General features: G+C 40.5%; 24 protein-coding genes and 1 pseudogene. All 25 read left to right on the top strand.

Annotation, left to right across the window (positions count from 1 at the left end; all coding sequences use genetic code 11):
* The first annotated feature begins 14 nt into the window (after positions 1–14).
* Entirely contained in the window at positions 15–1,973 is a 1,959-nt protein-coding gene (metG, locus tag D3873_RS13165) for a methionine--tRNA ligase (RefSeq protein WP_119884422.1), read from the top strand.
* Between the two features lie 183 nt (positions 1,974–2,156).
* Complete coding sequence (locus tag D3873_RS13160) at positions 2,157–2,930, top strand: TatD family hydrolase (protein ID WP_119884421.1); 774 nt, start codon at positions 2,157–2,159, stop codon at positions 2,928–2,930.
* A 130-nt stretch (positions 2,931–3,060) separates the two neighbouring features.
* Positions 3,061–4,260, top strand: coding sequence for a G5 and 3D domain-containing protein (locus D3873_RS13155; protein WP_205536271.1), 1,200 nt, complete (start codon positions 3,061–3,063; stop codon positions 4,258–4,260).
* Positions 4,261–4,442: 182 nt separating this feature from the next.
* The gene (gene rnmV / locus D3873_RS13150) at positions 4,443–5,003 is read left to right on the top strand and encodes a ribonuclease M5 (RefSeq protein WP_119884420.1); all 561 of its coding nucleotides are present in this window, start codon (positions 4,443–4,445) and stop codon (positions 5,001–5,003) included.
* Positions 5,003–5,881: a 16S rRNA (adenine(1518)-N(6)/adenine(1519)-N(6))-dimethyltransferase RsmA gene (gene rsmA / locus D3873_RS13145; RefSeq protein WP_119884419.1), complete on the top strand. Its 879-nt coding sequence runs from the start codon at positions 5,003–5,005 to the stop codon at positions 5,879–5,881. Before rnmV ends, rsmA begins: the two co-directional genes overlap by 1 nt.
* Positions 5,882–6,035: 154 nt before the next feature.
* The gene (gene veg, locus D3873_RS13140; protein ID WP_119884418.1) at positions 6,036–6,299 is read left to right on the top strand and encodes a biofilm formation stimulator Veg; all 264 of its coding nucleotides are present in this window, start codon (positions 6,036–6,038) and stop codon (positions 6,297–6,299) included.
* Between the two features lie 314 nt (positions 6,300–6,613).
* The gene (gene ispE, locus D3873_RS13135) at positions 6,614–7,480 is read left to right on the top strand and encodes a 4-(cytidine 5'-diphospho)-2-C-methyl-D-erythritol kinase (protein ID WP_119884564.1); all 867 of its coding nucleotides are present in this window, start codon (positions 6,614–6,616) and stop codon (positions 7,478–7,480) included.
* Positions 7,481–7,535: 55 nt separating this feature from the next.
* Positions 7,536–8,366, top strand: a complete 831-nt coding sequence (purR, locus tag D3873_RS13130) for a pur operon repressor (RefSeq protein ID WP_119884417.1) — start codon at positions 7,536–7,538, stop codon at positions 8,364–8,366.
* The gene (locus D3873_RS13125; RefSeq protein ID WP_119884416.1) at positions 8,363–8,737 is read left to right on the top strand and encodes a RidA family protein; all 375 of its coding nucleotides are present in this window, start codon (positions 8,363–8,365) and stop codon (positions 8,735–8,737) included. The genes purR and D3873_RS13125 overlap by 4 nt, the downstream gene beginning before the upstream one ends.
* A gap of 278 nt (positions 8,738–9,015) precedes the next feature.
* Positions 9,016–9,306, top strand: coding sequence for a septation regulator SpoVG (gene spoVG / locus D3873_RS13120; RefSeq protein WP_119884415.1), 291 nt, complete (start codon positions 9,016–9,018; stop codon positions 9,304–9,306).
* Between the two features lie 109 nt (positions 9,307–9,415).
* Positions 9,416–12,436: an efflux RND transporter permease subunit gene (locus tag D3873_RS13115; protein ID WP_119884414.1), complete on the top strand. Its 3,021-nt coding sequence runs from the start codon at positions 9,416–9,418 to the stop codon at positions 12,434–12,436.
* A 162-nt stretch (positions 12,437–12,598) separates the two neighbouring features.
* Positions 12,599–13,969 (top strand): bifunctional UDP-N-acetylglucosamine diphosphorylase/glucosamine-1-phosphate N-acetyltransferase GlmU, encoded by a 1,371-nt coding sequence (gene glmU / locus D3873_RS13110; RefSeq protein ID WP_119884413.1) that lies wholly within the window; start codon positions 12,599–12,601, stop codon positions 13,967–13,969.
* Between the two features lie 13 nt (positions 13,970–13,982).
* A complete protein-coding gene (locus tag D3873_RS13105) occupies positions 13,983–14,942 on the top strand; it encodes a ribose-phosphate diphosphokinase (protein WP_119884412.1) in 960 nt (319 codons plus the stop codon).
* A 70-nt stretch (positions 14,943–15,012) separates the two neighbouring features.
* Positions 15,013–15,672: a 50S ribosomal protein L25/general stress protein Ctc gene (locus tag D3873_RS13100; protein ID WP_119884411.1), complete on the top strand. Its 660-nt coding sequence runs from the start codon at positions 15,013–15,015 to the stop codon at positions 15,670–15,672.
* Positions 15,673–15,765: 93 nt separating this feature from the next.
* Positions 15,766–16,332, top strand: coding sequence for an aminoacyl-tRNA hydrolase (gene pth, locus D3873_RS13095; RefSeq protein WP_119884410.1), 567 nt, complete (start codon positions 15,766–15,768; stop codon positions 16,330–16,332).
* Positions 16,333–16,377: 45 nt separating this feature from the next.
* Positions 16,378–16,605 carry an anti-sigma-F factor Fin gene (locus D3873_RS13090; protein WP_162920209.1) on the top strand — a complete coding sequence of 76 codons (228 nt, stop codon included), beginning with the start codon at positions 16,378–16,380 and terminating at the stop codon, positions 16,603–16,605.
* 56 nt (positions 16,606–16,661) lie between these two features.
* Positions 16,662–20,198 (top strand): transcription-repair coupling factor, encoded by a 3,537-nt coding sequence (mfd, locus tag D3873_RS13085; RefSeq protein ID WP_119884408.1) that lies wholly within the window; start codon positions 16,662–16,664, stop codon positions 20,196–20,198.
* A gap of 81 nt (positions 20,199–20,279) precedes the next feature.
* On the top strand, positions 20,280–20,816 hold the full coding sequence (spoVT, locus tag D3873_RS13080; protein ID WP_119884407.1) for a stage V sporulation protein T: 537 nt from the start codon (positions 20,280–20,282) through the stop codon (positions 20,814–20,816).
* 140 nt (positions 20,817–20,956) lie between these two features.
* On the top strand, positions 20,957–22,567 hold the full coding sequence (locus D3873_RS13075) for a putative polysaccharide biosynthesis protein (protein WP_119884406.1): 1,611 nt from the start codon (positions 20,957–20,959) through the stop codon (positions 22,565–22,567).
* Positions 22,564–23,613 (top strand): annotated as a pseudogene (yabN, locus tag D3873_RS13070) (bifunctional methyltransferase/pyrophosphohydrolase YabN); the annotation flags it as partial. The gene D3873_RS13075 and the pseudogene yabN, both read left to right, overlap by 4 nt.
* Positions 23,614–23,633: 20 nt before the next feature.
* Positions 23,634–23,924: an RNA-binding S4 domain-containing protein gene (locus tag D3873_RS13065; protein WP_119884404.1), complete on the top strand. Its 291-nt coding sequence runs from the start codon at positions 23,634–23,636 to the stop codon at positions 23,922–23,924.
* Between the two features lie 164 nt (positions 23,925–24,088).
* Positions 24,089–24,388 carry a sporulation protein YabP gene (yabP, locus tag D3873_RS13060; protein ID WP_119884403.1) on the top strand — a complete coding sequence of 100 codons (300 nt, stop codon included), beginning with the start codon at positions 24,089–24,091 and terminating at the stop codon, positions 24,386–24,388.
* Between the two features lie 2 nt (positions 24,389–24,390).
* Entirely contained in the window at positions 24,391–24,852 is a 462-nt protein-coding gene (gene yabQ / locus D3873_RS13055) for a spore cortex biosynthesis protein YabQ (RefSeq protein WP_119884402.1), read from the top strand.
* Positions 24,853–24,896: 44 nt separating this feature from the next.
* Positions 24,897–25,310 carry an FtsB family cell division protein gene (locus D3873_RS13050; protein ID WP_119884401.1) on the top strand — a complete coding sequence of 138 codons (414 nt, stop codon included), beginning with the start codon at positions 24,897–24,899 and terminating at the stop codon, positions 25,308–25,310.
* Between the two features lie 115 nt (positions 25,311–25,425).
* On the top strand, positions 25,426–25,851 hold the full coding sequence (locus tag D3873_RS13045) for a S1 domain-containing RNA-binding protein (RefSeq protein ID WP_119884400.1): 426 nt from the start codon (positions 25,426–25,428) through the stop codon (positions 25,849–25,851).
* The last annotated feature ends 71 nt before the right edge of the window (positions 25,852–25,922 follow it).

The raw sequence follows: 25,922 nt of genomic DNA, 5'->3' as shown, positions 1-25,922 counted from the left end.
AAGGACGAATTTTCGTGACAAATGAGAAAAAAACTTTTTATATCACAACTCCTATTTATTACCCAAGTGGAAAATTTCACATTGGAACAGCCTACACAACAGTAGCTTCTGATGCTATGGCACGCTATAAGCGACTTCGTGGATATGATGTGCAATTTTCAACAGGAATGGATGAGCACGGGCAAAAAATCCAAGAAAAAGCGCAAGAAGCTGGCAAAGCGCCACAAGAATATGTCAATGAATTAGCCGCTAACGCGAAAGAAGTTTGGAAAACGTTAGACATTACGTATGATGACTTTATTCAAACAACAGAAGAACGCCACAAAAAAGTTGTCGAGAAAATCTTCCAACGCTTTCTTGATAATGGAGACATTTACAAAGGAGAGTACGAAGGATGGTATTGTACTCCGTGTGAGTCTTTCTTTACTGAGAAACAATTAGTGGATGGAAATTGCCCAGATTGCGGACGCCCTGTAAATAAGGTGAAAGAAGAGTCGTATTTCTTCAACATGAAAAAATACGCGGACCGTTTGCTTCAATACTATGAAGAACATGTGGAATTTATCGAACCAGAATCTCGTAAAAATGAAATGATCAACAATTTCATTAAACCAGGACTTGAAGACTTGTCTGTATCTCGAACGTCTTTTGACTGGGGAATTAAAGTTCCTGGAGACCCAAAACATGTTATCTATGTATGGGTGGACGCACTTTCAAACTACATTTCAAGTTTAGGGTACTTATCCGAGGATGATTCGAAATTTAACAAATACTGGCCAGCGGATGTACACGTGGTTGGGAAAGATATTATTCGATTCCACACAATTTATTGGCCAATTTTCTTAATGGCATTAGACTTACCGCTGCCGAAGAAAATTTTCGCACACGGATTTATTATGATGAAAGACGGAAAAATGTCGAAGTCAAAAGGGAATGTCGTGTTACCAGAAATGTTAGTTGAACGATATGGACTCGATGCAACGCGATATTTCTTACTGCGTGAATTACCATTTGGATCAGACGGGGTATTCTCACCAGAGTCATTTGTCGAACGTACTAATTTCGATTTAGCGAACGATTTAGGAAATTTACTGAATCGAACAATTTCGATGATGAATAAATACTTTGACGGCACTATTCCTACAGATGATTTAGAAGCGACGGAATTTGATGCTGCTTTGATGGAACAAGCGAAAGAAGTGCAAGCGTCTGTGGAAAAAAACATGGAAAATATGCAATTCAGCTTAGTACTTAGCGATATTTGGTCGTTAATTTCACGGACGAATAAATATATCGATGAAACAGCTCCGTGGGTCTTAGCAAAGGACGAATCATCCAAAGCGAAGCTTGCTTCTGTGATGTGGCATTTAGCAGAAAGCTTGCGCCGTGCTGCAACAATGCTTCAGCCATTCTTGCCGAACGCACCAAAACAAATTGTTTCTCAATTAGGATTGGAAGAAAGTGCGTTAGCGTGGGAACATTTATCGTCGAACGAGATGATTCCAAAAGGAACAAAAGTGGTGGAGAAAGGTGTACCTATTTTCCCTCGTTTGGAAGTAGAGCCAGAAGTGGCGTATATTCAAGAACAAATGAGAGGTACAGCCCCAGCTCTTGTTGAAGAAACAGAAGAATCCTACACGGAGGAGTACCCTGAGATTACGATTGATGATTTTATGAAAATTGATTTACGAGTGGCGACCGTAATAGCTTGTGAAGCGATTCCAAAAGCCGACAAGTTGTTAAAACTACAAGTCGATCTAGGATACGAAAAACGTCAAGTTGTTTCCGGTATTGCGGAACACTTTCAACCAGCGGATTTAGTTGGAAGAAAAGTGATTGTTGTAGCGAACTTAAAACCAGTAAAACTTCGCGGAGAGCTTAGCCAAGGGATGATATTAGCTGGGAAAAAAGATGGTTATTTAACACTTGCGACAGTGGATGAAAAATTAGAAAATGGTGTTCAAGTAAAATAAGAACCATACGAGTTGGATCCGGGGCAAAGCGCTCCGGATTCTTTTTGTTTGAAAATAAATGAGTAGTAAGCTATTTTAGAAGAATGTGAAATGATGAACGGGTAGGTCCCTTATATAGCGGGAAAAAGAGAGAAAGTTCTGCTATCTAGGGTGTTTTATTCTGCACAAAAAAGGAGGATGAACATGCAATTCATCGATACACATGTGCATTTAAATGCAGAGCAATACAATGAGGATTTAGAAGAAGTGATGGAACGTGCTAGAGCAGCCGGTGTTTCTCCAATGGTGGTGATTGGCTTTGATCGTCCCACGATTGAACGAGCAATGGAGCTAATCGAAGAGAACGACGATGTTTATGCTGTCATTGGTTGGCACCCCGTTGATGCAGTGGATTGTACAGAGAAAGATTTAGCTTGGATTGAAGAGCTCGCTTCCCATCCGAAAGTAGTAGGGATTGGAGAAACAGGTCTCGATTACCACTGGGACAAGTCTCCAAAAGAAGTGCAGAAGGAGATCTTTCGAAAACAAATTTATCTAGCGAAGCGCGTTAACTTACCGATTATTATACATAATCGTGATGCGACTGGAGATGTAATGGCAATCTTAAAAGAAGAGAACGCAAAAGAAGTAGGCGGGGTTATGCACTGTTTCGGAGGAAGTGTAGAAACCGCCAAAGAATGTATCGAGATGAACTTTATGATTTCGCTTGGAGGACCCGTAACATTTAAAAATGCGAAACAGCCGAAAGAAGTGGCCAAAGAAGTTCCTCTAGAATGGCTCATGATTGAAACGGATGCGCCATATTTAACGCCTCATCCTTATCGTGGGAAGCGGAATGAGCCGAGTTATGTCGTTTTGGTTGCGGAGGAAATGGCGAAACTGAGAGAAGTATCAGTAGAAACGATTGCGAAAGAAACGACTAAAAATGCAAAACGTTTTTATGCACTTCCTGAATAAGAAAAGTCATAGATGGTTAGACTAGTGCAAGAAGATTAGTAAATCTGCAAATAGTTCGACAAATTGTAATAGGTTGACAGGCAGATTATAAGTCTTTATAATCACACAAGTGAATAAGGAGGAGTTTTTCGTGTCAATTAATACCATGAAAAACCTGTTCTCAACACCAATGAGGAAAAATAACGTGAGCGTCCTTGTGACTGCGATCGTATTCATCATAGCCATTGTTGCTGGTGTCTTTTATGTCAGTACGCAACAAACAGTAGCATTATCTGTGAATGGTCAAGAAAAAGAAGTTCAAACACATGCCAATACTGTTGGCGAACTTTTAGAAGAAGAAAACATTGCGATTTCTTCGGGAGATTATCTTTCCCCCTCATTATCAACGAAAATCGAAGATGGTATTTCGATTAAGTGGGAACAGGCAAGAAATGTAGCCGTTAATAACGACGGTACAGAAATGAATGTACTAACAACTGCAGATACGGTAAAAGAAGTATTGGCAGATGCGAACATTACCGTTTCCGAGCATGATGAAGTGTCCCCTTCGTTAAATTCGAAGGTTGGAGAAAATACAGAGATTTCATTCAAAAAGGCGTTTGAAGTGACGTTATTGAATGGGACAGAAAAACAATCTGTGTGGTCCACTTCGACTACGGTCGCTGACTTTTTAAAACAACAAGAAATTACACTCAATGAATTTGACCGTGTGGAACAAAAATTGGAAGAGCTTGTCATTCCTAATGACACCATCCAAGTTGTTCGGGTAGAAAAAGTCACCGATGTAGTGGAAGCAGAAACAAATTTTGCGACAGAAACGAAAAAAGATAAAAACATCTTAAAAGGGCAAGAAAAAGTGGTACAAGCTGGAGAAAAAGGTAAAATAGCTCGTACGATTGAAATTATTAAGGAAAACGGAAAAGCGGTTTCGCGATCCGTTGTCTCCGAAAAAGTCCTAAAAGAACCAACGAAAAAAGTAGTAGCTGTTGGAACAAAAGTGATGACAGCGAGCGTATCCCGTAGCAATGCACCATCCACTGGTCGTACGGTTACGGTATCTTCGACTGCTTATACAGCTTACTGTAATGGCTGTTCTGGAGTAACAGCAACAGGTATTAACTTGCGTGCAAACCCAGATTTAAAAGTGATTGCAGTGGATCCAAGTGTGATTCCACTCGGCTCTAAAGTTTGGGTAGAAGGTTACGGCTATGCAATTGCCGGAGATACAGGTGGCGCAATTAAAGGCCACAAAATAGATCTCTTTATGCCGACAACGAGCCAAGCGTTAAGTTATGGCCGTAAAACCGTTACCGTGAAAATTTTAAATTAATAGACTACCGCCTTCTTGATGGACGATCCATGGAAGACGGTTTTTCCGTTTATACTTTCTCTATTTTCTATTCCCCATTTAAACGTGTATAATCTTTGAGAATAGAAAAAGGTCGATAAGAGTACGGGAAGTCGTTGATGAACGAATGATAATTTTACTACGTGGCAGGGAGGACAACTTCTTTGGAAATAAAAGAGATCATAGTGGTTGAAGGAAAAGATGATACTGTTGCTATTAAGCGAGCAGTCAATGCGGATACAATTGAAACAAATGGTTCTGCTATTTCTGCAGAAGTACTCACTCGCATACGCCATGCGCAAGAAAAACGTGGCGTGATTGTCATGACCGACCCTGACTATCCGGGTAGAAGAATTCGAGCGATTATAGAAGAACATATACCTGGTGTAAAGCATGCCTTTTTGGATAAACGAGATAGCATTGCGAAAAATGGGAAAGGGTTAGGTATTGAACACGCTTCGGATGAAGCAATACGAGCATGTCTAAAAAATGTATATACCATGACGGATACAACCTTTCAGTCAACCATTTCAAAAGAATGGCTGATTCAAGAAAAGCTTATCGGTCACCCATCTTCTAAACGACGACGCGAATTGTTAGGAGCCTATTTACAGATAGGGTACACAAACGGCAAGCAACTAGAGAAAAGGCTGCGAATGTTTCAAATTGATGAAGCATTATTTATCGAAGCACTGCAGCACGTAAATCAGGAGGAACATAGCTAATGAAAGATATTGCGACACCAACTCGAACGCAGGAAATTTTAAAAAAGTACGGGTTTTCATTCAAAAAAAGCTTAGGACAAAATTTCTTAATCGATCCTAATATATTACGGAATATTGTGAGTCATGCAGGGTTAACGAAAGAAACTGGTGTGATTGAGATCGGACCGGGTATCGGTGCGTTGACCGAACATTTAGCACGTGGAGCAGGAAAAGTAGTGGCGTTTGAAATCGATCAACGTTTACTGCCGGTGCTAGAAGATACATTATCGGCATATGACTATGTAGAGATTATTCATTCCGATGTGTTAAAAGCGGATGTTGCACACGTTATTCGAGAAAGTTTAAGTGGTTTCAATGATTTGATGGTTGTCGCCAATTTACCGTATTATGTCACAACGCCAATCTTGATGAAGCTCTTAATGGAAGACTTGCCCGTTCGAGGAATAGTTGTCATGATGCAAAAAGAAGTTGGCGATCGCATAACTGCTAGCCCTTCTACGAAAGCGTACGGATCACTATCTATTGCGGTGCAGTACTATATGGAAGCGGAGACAGCAATGACGGTACCAAAAAATGTTTTTATGCCAGCACCGAATGTGGACTCCACGATTATTAAACTGACGAAACGAGAAACACCCGCTACTGCCGTTGATAATGAAGATTTCTTCTTTGATGTGACACGTGCTAGCTTTGCACAACGAAGAAAAACAATCTTGAATAATTTACAAACAGGTTTGCCGAATGGTAAATCGAGAAAAGAGGAAATCGTCACTGCTTTAGAAGCGGCAGGTATTGATCCAATACGACGAGGAGAAACTTTATCGATTCAAGAGTTCGGAAAACTTTCCAATGAATTGGGTAAATTCTTTCATTCGTAAGTCAACTGTTACAATTTGAAGGCAAACACCTAAAAATTGTACATATCGCATAAAAAACGTTTGACAATGAATTCGTTCGCTTGTTAAAATATTAAATTTATTGACAAATTATTACCAAAGTGTTATGATAGTCGTTAGTGAGGTGTATGCAAAAATGCCAAAAACATTAGCGGATATCAAAAAATCGTTAGATTGTCATTTAGGAAAACGAATGCAGTTGAAAGCCAACGGTGGTCGTAAGAAAACAATTGAACGTTCTGGTGTATTACGTGAAACGTATCATGCCGTGTTTGTTGTCGATTTAGATCAAGATGAAAATGCTTTCGAACGCGTTTCGTACAGCTACACAGATATTTTAACAGAAGCAGTTGAAATTACGATTATGGACGAGACAGAAAATTTAGTTGTCGTCAAATAACAGCATTTATCTTAACCAGCACTGATGACCTAGTCATTGGTGTTTTTTTATTGCCATTAAAACAACAATAGCTCCATTGAGAAAAACCACCGACAATAGGAGTCCTAGCTATTATGTGCGGAATTAGATATCACGGCAAAGAAAGGACGACAAGCTGACGAAGAAGAAGCATTTACTGAAGGAGAGATATTCTTTTGAAGACAAAACATACTGTGGAACAAAATACGCTAGATCCTACGAATTTCCACGCTCTTCACGAGGTCGATTGTGATAGAATAGAAAACAATGATTTAGAAGAGAGGGAGGACTTTCTCGTGTACTATGTGAAAGCACCTGCAAAGATCAATTTAACCTTAGATGTTTTACATAAACGGAACGATGGTTTTCATGAAGTGGAAATGATTATGACAACCGTCGATTTGGCGGATCGAATCGGTCTCGAAGTGAGAGAGGACGGAAAGATTGAATTGCTTTCTCTTGACCGCTTTGTACCGAATGATGCGAGAAACTTAGCGTATCAGGCTGCAAAACTGTTGAAGGATACGTACCGGGTGACAGAAGGAGTGACGATTACGCTAGAGAAAAACATTCCGGTAGCTGCAGGCCTTGCAGGAGGAAGTAGCGATGCTGCTGCTACACTGCGTGGGTTGAACCATGTGTGGAAGTTAGGACTCTCACTGGATACCCTTGCGGAATTAGGTGCGAAGATTGGATCGGACGTATCATTTTGTGTATATGGAGGGACGGCTCTTGCGACAGGTAGAGGCGAGAAGATTGAAGAATTGCCATCACCACCAGCTTGTTGGGTAATATTAGCGAAGCCTACGATCGGTGTATCCACAGCAGATGTATATGGAGCTTTAGATATCGAAAAAGCGGACCATCCGAATACGAAGCTAATGATTCAAGCCATTCGTGAAAATGATTTTGACTTGATGTGTGAAACCGTAGGAAACTCCCTTGAAAGTGTCACGTTACGTTTATATCCTGAAGTGGCTCACATTAAAGAACAAATGATGAAGTTCGGAGCAGATACGGTCCTAATGAGTGGAAGTGGTCCCACGGTATTTGGTCTTGTCCAACATGAATCCCGTGTGAACCGAATCTACAATGGATTACGTGGATTTTGTGACGAAGTATATGCCATTCGGTTGCTTGGAGACCGGGAGACACTTGCCTAAAACCGTATATTTATGATACCTTACCTATAAAACATTCGTGTTCAGGAGGGTCGCCATGAAGTGGAAACGCAGTGAACGGTTAGTAGATATGACGAACTATTTATTAGAACGACCGCATCAGTTAATTCCGTTAACGGTATTTTCGGATATTTATCAATCGGCAAAGTCTTCTATTAGTGAAGATTTAACGATTATTAAAGAAACATTTGAAAATAGAGGAACCGGGCTATTAGTAACCGTTCCAGGAGCAGCTGGTGGAGTGAAGTTCATTCCCAAAATGTCCAACCAATCGATGGAAAAAGTGATGCAAGAATTTATGGAAAACTTAAGTCAATCGGATCGCTTACTGCCTGGTGGATACTTGTTCATGACGGATTTGTTAGGGAATCCGGAAGTAATGAGTAAAATAGGAAAAGTATTTGCGACGCGATTTGCGGATAGTTCAGTAGATGCGATTATGACCATTGCGACAAAAGGTATTCCTTTTGCGCATGCCATCGCTCGTTATTTAAATGTTCCTGTAGTTGTGGTTCGACGAGACAGTAAAGTAACGGAAGGTTCTACTGTGAGTATAAATTATGTGTCAGGCTCTTCTAAACGCATCCAAACGATGGTGCTATCGAAGCGCAGTATGAAAAGCGGACAACGCGTGCTCATCGTGGATGATTTTATGAAAGTCGGCGGAACGATGAACGGCATGAAAAACTTACTGGAAGAATTTCAATGTGAACTAGCAGGAATCGCTGTATTAGTAGAAGCAGAATCGGTAGATGAACGTTTAGTACAAAACTATCAATCATTTGTTCGACTGCAAGAAGTAAACGAAAAAGATCGTACGATTAATATTGTGCAAGGAAACTTAGTGGATGGAGGAAAAGAACAATGAAAATCGTTTCAACAACAAACGCACCCGCAGCTATTGGACCATACGTACAAGGTATGATTGTGAATGGAATGTTTTATAGTTCAGGACAAATCCCATTAACACCTGTTGGAGATATGGTGGCTGGTGGAATTGCGGAACAAACGCACCAAGTATTTGCGAACCTAAAAGCAGTCTTAGAAGAAGCAAATTCATCTCTTGGACAAGTTGTAAAGACGACGGTCTTTATGCAAGATATGAATGATTTTGTGGAAATGAACGATATTTATGCAAGTTATTTTGGTGACCATAAACCTGCTCGTTCCACAGTGCAAGTAGCTAGACTTCCGAAAGACGCAAAAATTGAGATTGAAGTTACCGCGTTAATCGGCTAATTTCTTTTTAGAGAGGAATGAATGATCGGACGACGTTTATTCCAATTAGAACAAGCTTGATTAATAGAAGTCATGGGCATATTGCTCATGGCTTTTTGTATTTTAATAGACTACCAATCAATTATTTTTCACGGATGTTCATGATTGAATCTGCTTCCCATTCTCATTAAATGAGTCTAGTGAAAATTTTCTGAATTTTTTTCAAGAAAAAGAAGGAAATTTGTCATATATATAGAAATATTGATAGAAGGGGCATCTTAGACAAGGGGGATGGGAAAATGGAAGTAACGGACGTGCGACTTCGTCGTGTTCAAACAGAAGGAAGAATGAAGGCTATTGCATCAATTACACTCGATAACGAATTTGTGGTGCATGACATTCGAGTGATTGATGGCAATACGGGTTTGTTTGTTGCAATGCCGAGCAAACGTACACCTGACGGGGAGTTTCGAGATATCGCGCATCCAATCAATTCTGGTACGCGAACGAAGATTCAAGAAGCGGTTCTTTACGCATATGAACATGCGAGTGAAGATGAGTATTTACCATTAGAAGAAGCAGGGGCATAAAGAGCGAAAACGCATCTAGTGATAGGTGCGTTTTTTATTGCACATTTAAATTCCTATTTAAGATAATTTTATAGTATAAATAGTCTAATACGAAAAAAGGATGATGAAGATGTCTTTTTTAACGAAGTTTAGTTTACGAAATGCGGCGGCGATTTTTATCGTCTCGTTTTTACTTATTGTCTTAGGGATTTTTTCTTTTTCAAAATTAAAAATGGATTTACTTCCTAACATTGAGTTTCCGCAACTTTCCGTTCAAGTTGTGTATCCTGGAGCTTCTCCAGAAGATGTGGATGCGAAAATTCTAACGCCAATCGAAAAAGAATTAGATGGCGTGGAAGGTTCGACAGAAATCCAAAGTATTGCTTATGAAACGATTGGCATTATTAACTTGCAATTTCCATTTAATACCGATTTAGACCGAGCAGAACAGCAAGTAGAATCTGCGTTAGATAAACTTTCTCTACCAGAGGAAGCTCAAACGGAAATTAGCCGCATTTCCTTCGGATCGTTTCCCATTTACAACATTTCATTTTTTGGAAATGATAAAGCAGAAGTAGAAGAAGTATTGCAATCCGAAGTTGTGCCAGAATTAAATAAAATTCCAGGTATCAACTCCGTTTCTATCGGCGGGGTGGAAGAAGCGTATCTTCAAATTACTGTCGACCAAGAAAAAGCGTTGGCAAACGGAATTACGCTCACGCAAATCAATGAGCAACTCAATCAACGATTCTTTTCTTTTCCATCTGGAACGGTTCAAGAGGGTGAACTCAATGTCCCAGTTCGAGTGGAGCAGTTATTAGAGAGTCGTGCACAATTGGAATCATTAACGCTTACTTCTACGTTTAATCCTCAAGCGCCACCTGTTGCTTTGTCTGACATTGCGACTATAGAAGAAGTAACGAAACAAACCGAAATTACTCGGTATAACGAAGAAACGTCTTTGTCCATGGCGATTACGAAGAAACAAGATGCGAATACTGTAGAAGTGGCTAACGGTGTCATGGAAGTATTGGATAAATACGATGACCGGTTAAACTATGTCGTTGGGTTTGATTCTGCAGAAGGCATTGAAAAGTCAGTAGAAACGCTTGTGAAAGAAGGCTTGCTAGGGGCATTATTTGCGTCCATTGCGGTCTTGATATTCTTGCGAAATTTCCGAGCTACGTTTATCGCGATTATTTCGATTCCATTGTCGCTCCTTATTGCTGGCATTTTCCTTGCGCAATTAGATATTAGTTTGAACATCATGACTTTAGGGGGAATGGCTGTTGCCGTTGGGCGTGTAGTGGATGACAGTATCGTCGTCATTGAAAATATATTCCGCCGTCGAAGAAAGTCAAAGGACCCTATTTCCAATGAACTCGTCGCATCCTCCACTAGTGAGATATTACGAGCGATTACATCTTCTACAATCACCACAATTGTCGTTTTCTTACCGCTCGCATTTGTTGGAGGAATAACAGGAGAATTCTTTTTACCATTTGCTTTAACAGTTGTGTTCTCATTAGCTGCCTCATTACTTGTGGCTATTACAATCGTACCTATTTTAGCGAAATTTGCTTTTAAGAAAGTTCCGCCGGAAGAAAAAGAAGGTGTTCTACAACAAAGCTATGAAAAAGCGATTGCTTGGGCACTAAAACGCAAAATCATTGTCGTCGTAGTATCGGTAATCATCTTACTCGCATCCTTTGCGATTGTGCCGCAGCTAGGATTCACATTCATTCCGAATGAAGAAACGAAGCTAGTTCAAGCAAGCATTGAACTGCCATCTTCTACGTCATTAGAAGCGACAAATGAAGTGTCATTAGAGGTCGAACAGATCTTTTTAAATCGGGATGATATTGAGGATGTCACAACAGCAGTTGGATCTCGTGATTTTGCCACGGGAGTGAAGCTTGAAAATCGTGCGGGTTATATTATGACGCTTGCTGATGGAGCGGATATAAATTCCGTGATTGACTCCCTTCAACAGGAAATGGAAGAAGCATTGCAGCCTATAGCGCCTGAAGCAACAATCGCCATTTCCGAATTATCCACTGGTGGCCCGCCATCTAATAACAATGTGGCAGTGGACCTTTATTCCACTGATACAGATGCATTAGAGAAAGCCGCGGCAGACGTGGAAGACTATATGAATTCGAGAGATGATTTAAAGTACGTTTCCAACAATTTTTCGGAAAAACAACAGTCTGTAGTAGTGTCGATTGATTCCCAAAAAGCCGCTGAGCTTGGGGTAAGTGGTTTCCAGGTACTTGGAACAATTTCCGATCAAACGACTCCTGTCACTGTGGGGAATTTGGAAATAGATGGGGAAGAGAAAAATGTGGTTCTTTCCTATGACAAATCCTTAAACGGTGTGGATGCACTTCGAAATGTATCGATATTTACCGCTAGTGGCCCTGTAGACTTAACGGATCTTGCTACTGTGGAAGAAGTGGATACCGTAACTGCTGTTCAAAAGTTAGATGGCAGGGTATTTGCTCGAGTGGAAGCGCAAATTAGCGGAGATAATATTCAACAAGTGAGTGCAGAAGTAAAAGATGGAGTAGCATCAGAAGTGAAGCTTCCGGAAGGTGTAAGCTTTGAAAGTGGCGGTGGCGGTGACGAGACGGTGGAAATATTCCAAGCGCTTGGAATTGCGATTTTAAGTGCCATTGGTCTTGTTTACTTAACGATGTTGATTACGTTTGGTAAGGTTCGTATTCCGTTTGTCATCTTGTCGTCTCTTATTTTCATTCCAGTGGGTGCATTAGTCGGTTTATGGATCGCAAACGAACCGTTATCTGTTAGTGTCATGATTGGGTTCTTAATGCTCATTGGTATTGTTACGACAAATGCGATTGTCCTTGTGGATCGTGTGAATCAGAACCGCTTCAATAAGGGTATGATGATTCGTGATGCACTTATCGAAGCAGGGAAAACGCGATTACGCCCTATCTTAATGACTGCTTTTGCCACCATTGCAGCATTAATACCGTTAGCATTAACAACGTCTTCTGGAACACTCATCTCTAAAGGATTAGCAATTACCGTCATTGGTGGCTTAACATCCTCCACGGTATTAACCCTAATATTATTGCCTGTTGTGTATGAGTTGTTCTATTTTAAACAAGTAAAAAAAGAAATGTAAGAAAATGCCGAATCTTCTCGTGAGATTCGGCATTTTTTGGTAAATGAATAAACAGAATATTTTAATCACTTACACATCCACTTGTCAACCTTTATTTTCTTGAAATGAACGTCCATTTCCGCTATAGTCAAAAGAGGAAATTAGCTAATTGGAGGACGAAACATGTCGCATACATATGCCGTTGTACTCGCAGCAGGACAAGGCACTCGAATGAAGTCCAAATTATATAAAGTTTTACACCCCGTTTGTGGGAAACCAATGGTGGAACATGTAGTAGACATGATTTCAGACTTAGGTGTCACACAAACAGTGACGATTGTTGGTCACGGGGCAGAGAAAGTGCAAGAAACATTAGGAGAACGTACTTCTTATGCATTGCAATCAGAACAATTAGGAACTGCGCATGCAGTCATGCAAGCCGAAAGCGAGCTTGCTGGAAAAAAAGGAACAACCATCGTCATTTGCGGAGATACACCGCTGATTAAAAAAGAAACGATGGAAGCACTTCTTGCTCATCATCAAGAAACGAAAGCAAAAGCAACCATCTTAACGGGTAAACCTTCGAACCCAACTGGGTACGGGAGAATTATTCGCGGAGAAGATGGCTTTGTGAAACGCATTGTGGAACAAAAAGATGCAACTGCGGAAGAACAAAAAGTGAATGAAATTAATTCAGGAACGTATTGTTTTGATAATGAACTTCTGTTTGATTTGCTAAAAAAAGTAGACAATTCGAATGCGCAAGGAGAATATTACTTGCCGGATGTCATTGAGTTATTAACGCAGCAAAACGACATTGTTTCTGCATATGCAACAGACGATTTTGATGAAACACTTGGTGTGAATGATCGTATTGCATTGTCAGAAGCGGAAACCATCATGCAGGCTCGTATACTTGAAAAACACATGCGTGCTGGTGTAACTATTACAAACATTGCATCAACGAAAATTAGTGCAGATGCTGTCATTGGATCAGATACTGTCTTATTGCAAGGCGTGACAATTGATGGAAAAACAGTGATTGGCGAAGAGTGCACAATCGGGCCTAATTCACATATTACAACTAGTCAAATAGGAGATAGAACGACCGTTCATTCTTCTGTGGTCACGACAAGTAGTGTTGGAAATGATACTGCAGTTGGACCATTTGCTCATATCCGACCAGATTCCTCGATAGGAAATGAAGCGAAAATTGGAAACTTTGTCGAGATAAAGAAAACACAACTCGGCAATCAATCGAAAGTGTCGCATTTAAGTTACATCGGCGATGCAGAGGTTGGTGAACGTGTAAATATCGGTTGTGGCACGATTACCGTGAACTATGATGGGAAAAATAAATTTGTTACAAAAATTGAATCGGACGCATTTGTCGGATGTAACTCCAATTTAATAGCCCCTGTCACAATCGGTGAAGGTGCTTATGTAGCAGCAGGATCCACGATAAATAAAGAAGTACCGAAAGACGCATTAGCAATAGCTCGAGCGAAGCAAGAAAACAAAGAAGGATACGCGGCGAAACTAAAACGTAAATAATAGGAGGCTCCACATGTCGGATCGTTATGCAAACCCAAAGTTAAAAATCTTTTCACTAAACTCTAACCCTGCTTTAGCAAAAGAAATTGCAGATGAGGTAGGAGTACCACTAGGTAAAATTTCCGTTACTCGTTTCAGTGATGGAGAAGTACAAGTAAACATTGAAGAGAGTATCCGTGGATGTGACGTGTTCATCGTTCAGTCAACCTCTTCACCTGTGAATGAAAACTTAATGGAACTACTCATTATGATTGACGCAGTCAAACGTGCTTCTGCGCGCACTGTAAACGTTGTACTTCCTTACTATGGGTATGCTCGTCAAGATCGTAAAGCACGTGCTCGTGAGCCGATTACAGCGAAATTAGTGGCGAATTTATTAGAAACAGCTGGAGCGAATCGTGTCATCGTATTAGATTTACATGCACCGCAAATCCAAGGTTTCTTCGATATTCTCATTGACCACTTAATGGGAGTGCCGATTTTATCGGATTATTTCTTAGAAAAAAATATCGATCCTTCTGAAGTAGTGATCGTTTCACCGGATCATGGTGGAGTAACTCGTGCGCGTAAAATGGCGGACCGCTTAAAAGCGCCAATTGCCATTATTGATAAACGTCGTCCAAGACCGAATGTGGCAGAAGTCATGAACATTGTTGGGAATGTGGAAGGTAAAACGGCGATTTTAATCGATGACATTATTGATACAGCTGGTACGATTACCATTGCAGCGAATGCATTAATCGAAAGTGGAGCAAAAGAAGTATATGCATGCTGTACACACCCTGTACTTTCAGGTCCAGCAATTGATCGTATTGATCAATCGAAAATTAAAGAGCTTGTGATTACAAACTCCATTAACTTACCAGAAGATAAAAGTTCACCGAAAATCGTCACGTTATCAGTGGCGAAATTACTGGCAGATGCCATTGTCCGTGTATTCGAAGAAAAGTCTGTAAGTACGCTATTTGATTGAGTTCATGTTTAACTTTACAGCTGTAGGGTAAACATACACCATATTGATAGAATCAGGATGGTGACTAGACATGGCAAATACAGTAAAAGCACAAACTCGTGAAGTATCGAAACGTTCTAATTTAACAAATCTGCGCGGCGAAGGACACGTTCCTGCAGTTGTGTATGGTTTTAAAACAGAATCTACTCCAATTTCGGTAAGTGAAGTGGATTTATTAAAAACGTTGCGTGAAGTTGGACGTAACGGCGTCATGAGCTTAGATGTTGATGGAAAATCTGTCAACGTTGTACTTAGTGATTATCAAATGGACGTATTAAAAGGTAATTTTGTCCATGCGGATTTCTTAGCGATTAACATGAAAGACGAATTGGAAGTTCTTGTACATGTTGTACCTACTGGAGACGCTGCAGGCGTGAAAGAAGGCGGCGTGTTGAACCAACCAACTCGTGAAGTGACGATTAAAGTGAAACCTTCTGATATTCCAGATTCCATTGAACTGGATGTTTCAGAGCTAGGAATGAATGAAACATTAACGGTTGAAGCATTGAAGAAAGCATCTTCGTATAATATTTTAGAAGAAGACGACGTAACGTTATTTTCAGTGACTGCTCCTCGTTCTGATGAAGAGTTAGAAACAACTGCAGATGAAGATGCAGTTGGTGAAGCTGGAGATGAAGAAACAACAGAATCAGATTCAGAAGAAACTTCAACAGAAGATTCGAAAGAATAAGGTAGACGAAAGGTTGTCTTCGGACAACCTTTTTTCTTTCGTACTTTTGCTATAATGAGGGAAATAAAGCAATTGCATAAAGGATGTTGACAGGTGAAGTTACTAGTAGGACTCGGAAATCCGGGAAAAAATTATGCACATACACGCCATAATATAGGCTTTGACGTGATCGATGAATTAGCGAAACGATGGAATGCTCCATTAACGGAAACGAAATTTAATGGTGTTTATTCACGCGTGGTTCGACCAGAAGGAAAAGTCATGCTTTTAAAACCATTGACGTATATGAATTTATCTGGCGAATGTATTGTCCCGATGATGGACTTTTTTGAAATTGCTGATGAGGACTTAATTGTCATCTATGATGATCTTGATTTAGATGTAGGTCGTCTTCGTTTGCGTCAAAAAGGCAGTGCTGGTGGGCACAACGGAATTAAATCGATTATTCATCATTTAGGTTCGAATGAATTTAATCGTATTCGTGTAGGCATTGGACGTCCAGCGCCAGGAAGAAAAGTTACGGATCATGTGCTAACAACTTTTTCACCGGATGAACAACTAGATATCCGTTCGTCGATTGAAACAAGTGCAGATGCATGCGAAATGAGTTTGTCAAAAAACTTTCTAGACGTGATGAATCAATTTAACTCGAATAAATAGTCTGCTAGTTGTCTATACTTGTACTAAAAACGAGGGATATATCCATTGGCTATTCATGTAATTTGTCGCCATTGCGGCACAACACTTTTCGCTTTTAGGCAAGATGATTTATTAACATCACGCTCCATTCGTAAGTTAAAAGAGGAATTTTCAGAAGAATTTTTTCACCAAGAGCACAAAGGAGATTGGAATATTTCCACTACTTGTGAAACGTGTGAAAAACATCTTCAAGAGAACCCACAATTATTTGAAATAGAAAAATGGGTTCAATAATGCTTTGAGGCTTTTTGCTTCCAAAGCCTTTTTCTGTTTTCAAGGGAGGAAGTATGATGCAAGCCAGTCTTCAAGCGATGAAAGTGCAGGAAACGATTGCACAAACCATCGATACCATTCATGGAACTCCTGGAGCATATTTAATGACAGGACTCACTGGTTCAGCCAAGGCCATGATGGCGGAAGTAATCCGTGATGAACTGCAACAACCCATGCTGGTCGTAACTGCCAATTTATTGCAGGCACAAAAGATGGCGGAGGATTTGCAGAAAATAGCTAACTTACCCGTTTATATATATCCAGCAGAAGAATTAATCGCTGCTGATTTATCCATTTCTAGTCCAGAGCTTCGAGCGGAACGAATCGAAGCGTTGGATTTTTTGGCGCGTCAAGAAGCAGGGATTATTGTGTCACCTATTGCGGGTTTGCGGAGAAGATTACCGACATTAGAGGAATGGAACCGTCACCGGTTAATCCTATCCGTTGGCGAGGATCTACCTGATTTCGATTGGACCGACACGCTCATTTCGATGGGATATAAACGTCAAGGGATGGTGACAACACCTGGTGAGTTTTCCATGCGTGGAGGAATTATCGATATCTTCCCTATTTATGAAGCGTATCCGTATCGAATGGAATTGTTTGATACAGAAATAGATTCAATTCGTGCGTTTTCCGCAGAAGACCAGCGATCTTTACATAAAGTAGAGAATTTGACGTTATTACCAGCTACCGAATTCTTTTGGACGGAAGAGAAGCGGCAGGCGATAGCTAATCGATTAGAAAAACAATTAACAAAGACATATAAAAAAGTGAAAAAAGAAGAAGTAAAAGCAAAACTCTCCGAAAATATCCAAGCGGATATAGAAGCACTTCGCACGGGAAGAGACGCTGCTCACTTACAACGATATGCAAGTTTGTTAGACGAGCAAACGACATTTTTAGGCGATTATTTTAGCTCGACAGGTATCGTTATTTTTGATGAGATAGGTAGAATTCAAGAAACGGTGGAGTCCCTGGAGAAAGAAGAACAAGATTGGGTCATTGATTTACTCGAGGAAGGGAAAATTGTCCATGATATTCAACTTTCCTTGTCGTGGAAAGAGATTATTCATCAGTTGCCAGAGCGAAAACTTTTCTTTTCGTTATTTAGTCGGGCGTTTTCAGGACTAGGAATTGTAAAGAGCTTTGCGTTTTCCTGTAAACCAATGCAACAATTCCATGGCCAAATGCATGTACTTCAACACGAATACGATCGTTTCAAAAAGGAACGAGCGAAAGTATTTATTGCCGTAGAAGGCGCTGCTCGACAAGAGAAGGTAGCAACTATACTGGAGGACTACCAAATTCCAGCAACCATTCTTTCTAGTGATGAAAGTGTATCTTCACCAGGTGTATATGTGGTGGATTTGTCCTTAAACGATGGATTTGAATTACCTTTACAACAACTTGCCGTTATTACGGATCAGGAGTTGTTCCAACAAAAACCGAAGAAAAAGAAAAAAGTACAAAAGCTTAGTAATGCGGAGCGAATTAAAAGCTATTCGGAAATTTCGCCAGGAGATTATGTGGTGCATATCCATCACGGTATTGGGAAATATATCGGCATGGAAACACTTGAAGTAGGTGGAATCCATAAGGATTATTTGCATATTCGATATCGTGCAGAAGATAAGTTATTTGTTCCTGCTGATCAAATTGATTTAATCCAAAAATATGTAGGTTCTGAAGATCGTGAACCAAAAGTGCATAAACTTGGCGGAGCTGAGTGGAAGAAAACGAAAACGCGTGTTACTACGGCGGTAAAAGATATCGCAGATGAGCTGATCAAATTATATGCCAAACGAGAAGCAGAAAAAGGTTTCGCATTTGAAAAAGATGGAGAAATGCAGCAGCAGTTTGAATCAGCTTTTTTCTATGAAGAAACAGATGATCAACTTCGTTCAATCCAAGAAGTAAAAGAAGATATGGAAAAAGAACGCCCGATGGATCGCTTGTTGTGCGGGGACGTGGGGTATGGAAAAACGGAAGTCGCGATTCGAGCGGCATTCAAAGCGGTTCAAGACAGCAAGCAAGTGGCGTTTTTAGTTCCAACGACCATCTTGGCGCAGCAACACTTTGAAACGATTAAAGAACGTTTTCGTGACTTCCCGGTGGAAGTATCGCTTCTTAATCGATTCCGTACAAAAAAAGAGCAAGCAGAAACACTAAAGGGATTAAAAGAAGGGACAGTGGATGTCGTCGTTGGAACTCACCGACTACTTTCTAAAGATGTAGTATACCGTGATTTAGGACTACTCATTGTCGATGAAGAACAACGTTTTGGCGTTACGCATAAAGAGAAACTAAAGCAATTAAAAACGAATGTGGACGTATTGACCTTAACGGCAACGCCTATTCCACGCACCCTTCATATGTCGATGATAGGAGTTCGTGATTTGTCGGTTATTGAAACACCCCCTGCAGATCGCTACCCTGTTCAAACGTATGTGATGGAACACAATGGTGCTATTGTGCGTGAAGCGATTGAACGAGAAATGGCTCGTGGAGGTCAAACATTTTACTTATATAATCGGGTAGAAGACATGACGAAAAAAGTGGATGAAATCCAAGCGCTTGTTCCGCAAGCGCGAGTTGGATATGTTCATGGACAAATGCCTGAGTCGGAGCTAGAAGGAGTATTGCTTCCATTTTTAGAGGGAGAGTACGACGTGTTAGTGACGACAACGATTATAGAAACAGGAATGGATATTCCGAATGTCAACACGTTGATAGTGCAAGACGCTGATCGGATGGGACTGTCGCAGTTGTACCAATTACGTGGTCGCGTCGGAAGGTCGAACCGAGTAGCTTACGCCTACTTTACGTATCGTCCTGATAAAGTGCTGACTGACGTAGCCGAAAGTCGACTACAAGCAATTAAAGAATTTACGGAACTTGGATCTGGATTTAAAATTGCGATGCGTGATTTATCCATTCGTGGAGCAGGGAATTTACTTGGTGCAGAACAACACGGATTCATCGATTCCGTTGGCTTTGATTTGTATGCGCAACTATTACAAGAGGCAGTGGAAGAAAAACAAACTGGTATCGTGAAAGCAGATATCCCCGACGTCGAAATCCAATTGCCAATTGATGCTTATTTTGCGGATGATTTTATTTCCGATGGTTTTCAAAAAATTCAAATGTATAAACGTGTTAAAGCGATTGACAGTGAAACTGGCTATTTCGATCTAGTTGATGAATTAACGGATCGATTTGGAGATTTGCCAGTAGAAGCTGAACGATTGTTGCGGATCGCGCGTATGAAAGTATGGGCGAATAAAGCAGGCGTGGAGTCCATTAAACAGTCTAGACACTTAATCACCATCCAGCTCTCGCCAGAAGGAACGCGAACAATCGATGGCGGAAAATTGGTGGAACAGTCGATGGAGTTCGGTCGCGCTGTTGGATTCCAAATGACGAACCAACAAACATTAGCTGTCACGATTGATACGAAACAAACAAAAAAAATAACGCCATTTGATGTGGTAGAAAAAATGGTGGAACTATTACCTCAATCACAAAAAACGTCTGAAGGTTTGGAAGCATAAACCAAAGGTGCATAATTTGTCCTCACTTTTCCCATACTACTTGAAAAGCGATTAACGTGGAGGAAAGTGAGGCAATACAAGGTGAAAGCAACTGGTATTGTAAGGCGCATTGATGACTTAGGTCGTGTCGTTATTCCAAAAGAAATTAGACGAACGCTTCGGATTCGAGAAGGCGATCCATTAGAAATTTTCACAGACCGAGAGGGCGAAGTGATTTTAAAGAAATACTCTCCGATTAGTGAGTTAAGTGAGTTCGCACAAAGTTACGCTGATACGCTTTATGCAACACTCGGAACGCCCGTCATGATTTCTGATCGAGATGAAATGATTGCTGTAGCAGGTATTACAAAAAAAGAGTATTTACACCGTCGCATTTCTCCAATAGCAGAGGAAATTCTTATGCTCCGTTCTATCGTTACGGAGAAGTTGGAGAAAACGGTCGAATGGGTTCCAGGGCAAGTAGAGTCTGTCAAATCCTATTGTATTGCCCCAATCGTTGTAGGTGGCGATCCGATTGGAGCTGTGTACTTATTGTCAAAGGTGCATTTCATCGGAGAATCCGAAGTAAAAGCACTAGAAACAGCGGCGCATTTTTTAGGAAAACAAATGGAAGCATAACGTAGCGCACATTCTCTTAAACAGGGGATGTGTTTTTCTTTTGGCTAAAAACAGATGACCCGTTGTCAAAATGAAGAACACGTTATTTCAATTTATTGAAATGCTATACTAGCAGTACCTATAGGAAACGAGGAAGTAGCATGTCAAAAGAATGGACGATGAAAAAATTCATGGAAGGAGCAGTGCTGTTAACCTTTGCGGCCATAGTGGTCAAAATACTCAGCGCTGTGTACCGCGTGCCATTTCAAAATATGGTAGGGGACAAAGGCTTCTATATTTATCAGCAAGTGTATCCGTTTATCGGGGTATTTGTCGTATGGACTTCCTATGGGTTTGCCGTTAGTATCTCGAAATTACTTGCAGAAAGTCAGTCACAAAAAGAACGGGCCGCTATTTTACACGTATCCTTTCTCTTTTTATGCCTCTTATCCGTGTCGTTTTTTGTTGCCTTATTTTTTGGGGCAGAACAACTTGCAAGCTTCATGGGGGACAGGAACTTGCAACCGTTATTGAGAGTCAGTGCCTTCGTGGCGTTATGTATGCCTCTTCTTGCCATCTTAAAAGCGGATTTTCAAGCAAAAGGGAATATGGCTCCCATTGCCTACGGGCAAGTAGTCGAGCAACTAGTGCGGGTAGTTTTTATTTTAAGCGGTACTTATTTTGTGATTCAAAGTGGAAAATCGCTTTATACCGCAGGGACATTTGCTGTAGGTGGAGCACTAGTCGGAGAGATTGCTGGAATTATTTTACTCATTCTTTTCGTGGGAATGAAATCCTGGAAATGGAACACGTTATTTGCTGTTCGTACATATAATTGGTCTATCTTAAAAAGACTCCTGTTTTTAAGTATTAGTATTAGCTTTAGCTCACTCGTTATTTTGTTTTTCCAACTGATTGATTCATTTACAATTCTGCGATATTTAATCGCTTCTGGCTTGGAACAAGCGCTAGCAATGGAAAGCAAAGGAATTTACGATCGTGGACAACCGATTGTGCAAATGGGTATTCTACTCGCCACCACATTATCATTGTCTATCGTACCTCTTGTTGCGCATGCTAGTAGAAGAGATGTTAAACGTTCCGCAGATACGTTTATCCAACTAGCGATGAAAGTAGCCATTTTGTTTGGTGTCGCTTCTTCGTTAGGTTTAATGCTTATTATCCCGTATGCTAATGAAATGCTATTTGAAACGAACGAAGGAAGTGCTGTTCTATTCATATTTGTTGGACAAATTATCCCATTATCCATTATTTTACCGTTAACTTCTGTATTACAAGGTAGAGGGAAAGTAGGAGTTCCCATTCTTCTCTTCGTGGTAGGAATTGTGGCAAAATGGATAGGGAACGTGCTTTTATTGCCCAACTTTGGTGTTATGGGAGCAGCTCTCGCGAGTAATGGTGCATTTTTACTTATCGCCATCTTGCTCTACGTATACTATCGACGATCTTGGAATACCGCTTTTGCAGGAAAGAAATTTTATGTAACACTAGCACTTGCCTCCATACTGATGAGTATTGTCGTGATCACTTGGGAGTTGCTAGGTGATTACTGGTTATTCGATGGATTACCCAATCGATTGCAAGCAACATTAGTTGCACTTTCCAGTGTGGCTTTCGGAGCAGTAGTGTTTATGCTGGTGGTAATGAAAAGTAAAATAATGAAAGAAAAAGAGTGGTATTTAATACCTTATGGAAGACGAATCGCCAAAGCACAGTTATGGCTCTCTAAAAAGAAAGGGACGGTAGGATGAAGACAATTACAGTTGTCGGTTTAGGAGCGGGAGATTTAGAACAATTACCTCTTGGAATTTATCGACATTTACAACAGGCGAAAGCAATTTATCTACGGACAAACGAACATCCTGTAGTGGAAGCCTTACAAGCAGAAGGAATGACGTTCGAATCGTTCGACGCAATTTATTTGGCGAATGATTCTTTTGAAAAAGTGTATGAAGAAATTGTCCAATATTTAGTAGAAGAAGCGGCTATTTCTCCGATTACATATGCCGTACCGGGGCATCCATTGGTCGCAGAAAAAACGGTGCAATTGTTACTTGAAAAGCATGCAAGAAAGGAAATTCATGTCGACGTACTAGGAGGACAAAGCTTTTTAGATCCTATGTTTGGAGCGCTCGGGGTGGACCCTATTGAAGGATTCCAATTGTTAGATGCGACAGATTTGTCACGGGATGATGTGATGATGAAGCAACATATCATCATCGGACAAGTGTACGACCAGTACCGTGCTTCAGATGTGAAGTTAACGTTGCTCGAAAAGTATCCGGAAACGACCGAAGTAACGATAGTCACAGCTGCTGGGACGAAGTCCGAAAACGTTCGACGTGTTCCACTTCTGGAGTTAGACCGTGAAGTAGAGTTAAATAATTTAACCTCTGTTTATGTACCACCCATGCATCAACAAGAAAATCGCTACAAGGAATGGGGAACATTCCGAGAAATTATTGCGAAACTACGGTCACCAGAAGGATGTCCATGGGACCGAGAGCAAAGGCATGAAAGCTTGAAGAAATACTTAATAGAGGAAACACAAGAACTGATCGAAGCAATTGATCAACAAGACGATGAAGGAATGATAGAAGAACTAGGGGATGTACTACTACAAGTCTTTTTACATGCGCAAATCGGGGAAGAGGAAGGATATTTCCAACTAGAAGATGTATTAGAAAGAGTAAGTAGTAAAATGGTATTTCGACATCCACACGTCTTTGGAGATGTTGAAGTGACGTCTGCAGAAGAAGTAAAAGCGAATTGGCAAAAATTAAAGCAACAAGAAAAACAGAAAAAAGGGGAATAACCATGCGATTAGATAAATTTTTGAAAGTATCTCGATTAATTAAGCGACGTACGTTGGCAAAACAAGTGGCAGATCAAGGACGAGTGACGGTTAACGATAAAACGGCAAAAGCAAGCTCTGTAGTAAAAGTTGGAGACGTCCTTGCGATACGATTTGGTCAAAAAGTGGTCACTGCAAGAGTAGAAATGCTAAAAGAGAATGTTCGAAAAGAAGAAACGACAAACCTCTATACGATTCTAAAAGAAGAACGATTAGAAAAAGTCGAACCAGAGTTTATTGATGACGAAGACTGAGAAATCGTCTAACAGTTGAATAACAGTAACAGCAGCACACGCGGAGTTAACGCGATTGCTGCTGTTTTTTTGTGAACTGTCTGAGGGATTCAATTGCCAGCCAGTCATATTTTATTAACCAAGACATACACTGCTATATCTGGACAAGTAAAGGAGATGGGTGTATGCAGTTTCAACAGGAAGCACCACCAATAAGTTTTCCATCAGGAGATCATGTCATAAGTGTACGGAATAGAAAACGAATGGATTTAACTTCCGTGAAAGCAATCGATCGATTTGATAAAGAGGAGTTTTGTATTCGTACGACGCAAGGAATTTTGCTAATTAAAGGACAAGAGTTGAAGATCGTGCATTTGGATGTGGACAAAGGGTTATTAACATTAGAAGGACATGTAGTGGGAATTCACTATGACGAAGAGGAAAAAGAAGAAGGGAAAAACTTTCTTCATAAATTATTCGGGTGACATTGACGCACGAATTCCTGCAGTTAGTAACCCTCACATTTAGTGGAATAGTCATAGGGGCGGTTATTGACTGGTTGCAGGATGTTTTGGCACTTCTCCGACCAACGAAGAAAAATCGATGGATAAAAGCAGGGATCATCGTCTTCGCATGGGCCATTTTTGGGGTTGCGACATTTTTCCTGCTTTGGAGATTAACATTTGGCGAATGGCGAATTTACGATCCTGTTGCACAGTTTATCGGAATGATGATGTATGGATATTGGTTTAGGGATGCGGTGCTTATCATCCGGAAAATTCTCTATTTGCTTGTTTTTCGACCGATTTACTTCATTCTTCACTCATTGGTCTATGTCATTCGGCAGGTAGTACGGGCGATTTTTTATATTTTTTGGGTATTCATATGGCCCATTAGAAGTATTTGGAATAAATATTTCCAGAAATACTTAAAAAAGAAAGCGAGATAAGGTATAATTACCGGTACGATACAGCGAAAAGGAGCGACCGGTATATGGATGAGCGTAAACTAACAACTAAATCATCATCGATCTCATCTATTAACCATGAGTATGCTCGTGCTGTTCAGCGTAAAGAGCAGCATCGCCAAGCGCACAAAACGCGTTTATTACGACGATTAGTCGTATTTGGAATCGTTTCATTGGTTGTTTTGGGATTCATTGGACTTAATATGATGAACCAAGCGAAAACGTTAGCAGCAAAAGAAGAGGCGATGAACGTTGCATTGGCAAATTTAGATGCAGCAGAAGAAGAACAAGAAATGTTGAAATCTCAAATATTAAAGCTTAACGACGATGAATATATTGCGAAATTAGCGCGAAAAGAATACTTTTTATCCGAAGAAGGGGAAATCATTTTTGCGATTCCTGACCCAGATAAAAAGAAAAAAGAGCGTTCAAAAGAGTAGTCTTATTGACACTCTTTTTTTGTTGGCTATAATTAAAGATGGGTACTCATCTGCTTGTACGTTGAAAAGGAGACGAGTAATACCCGCTTACATTTTAAGGAGGAGCAATTTTTTTATGTCAATTGAAGTAGGCAGCAAGGTAGAAGGTAAAGTTACCGGGATCACTAATTTCGGCGCATTCGTAGAACTTCCAGGGGGTCAAACAGGGTTAGTTCACATTAGTGAAGTAGCAGATAACTATGTAAAAGATATCAATGATCACTTAAAGGTTGGCGATATGGTCGAAGTGAAAGTGATGAATGTGGAAGCGGATGGCAAAATCGGCCTTTCAATCCGCAAAGCAAAACCGCAAGCAGAAAGACCGGAACGTCCTCAGCGTCCTCGTCCAAACAATCGTTCTAACGATCGTTTCGACCGCGCACCAAAAGAAAACTTTGAACAAAAAATGGCTCGATTTTTAAAAGATAGCGATGAGCGCTTATCTACGTTAAAACGAGCAACTGAATCAAAACGTGGCGGACGTGGAGCAAAAAGAGGCTAATTTGCTGGCTGTTTTAATGCTATAAGTAAACTCCGATTGAGATATTCTCAATCGGAGTTTTTTCGTTATTA

The sequence above is a fragment of the Paenisporosarcina cavernae genome, assembly GCF_003595195.1.
GTDB classification, from domain to species: Bacteria; Bacillota; Bacilli; order Bacillales_A; family Planococcaceae; genus Paenisporosarcina; species Paenisporosarcina cavernae.
Note: the sequence above shows the minus strand (reverse complement) of the source record. Positions and strands in the feature narration are given on the sequence as shown.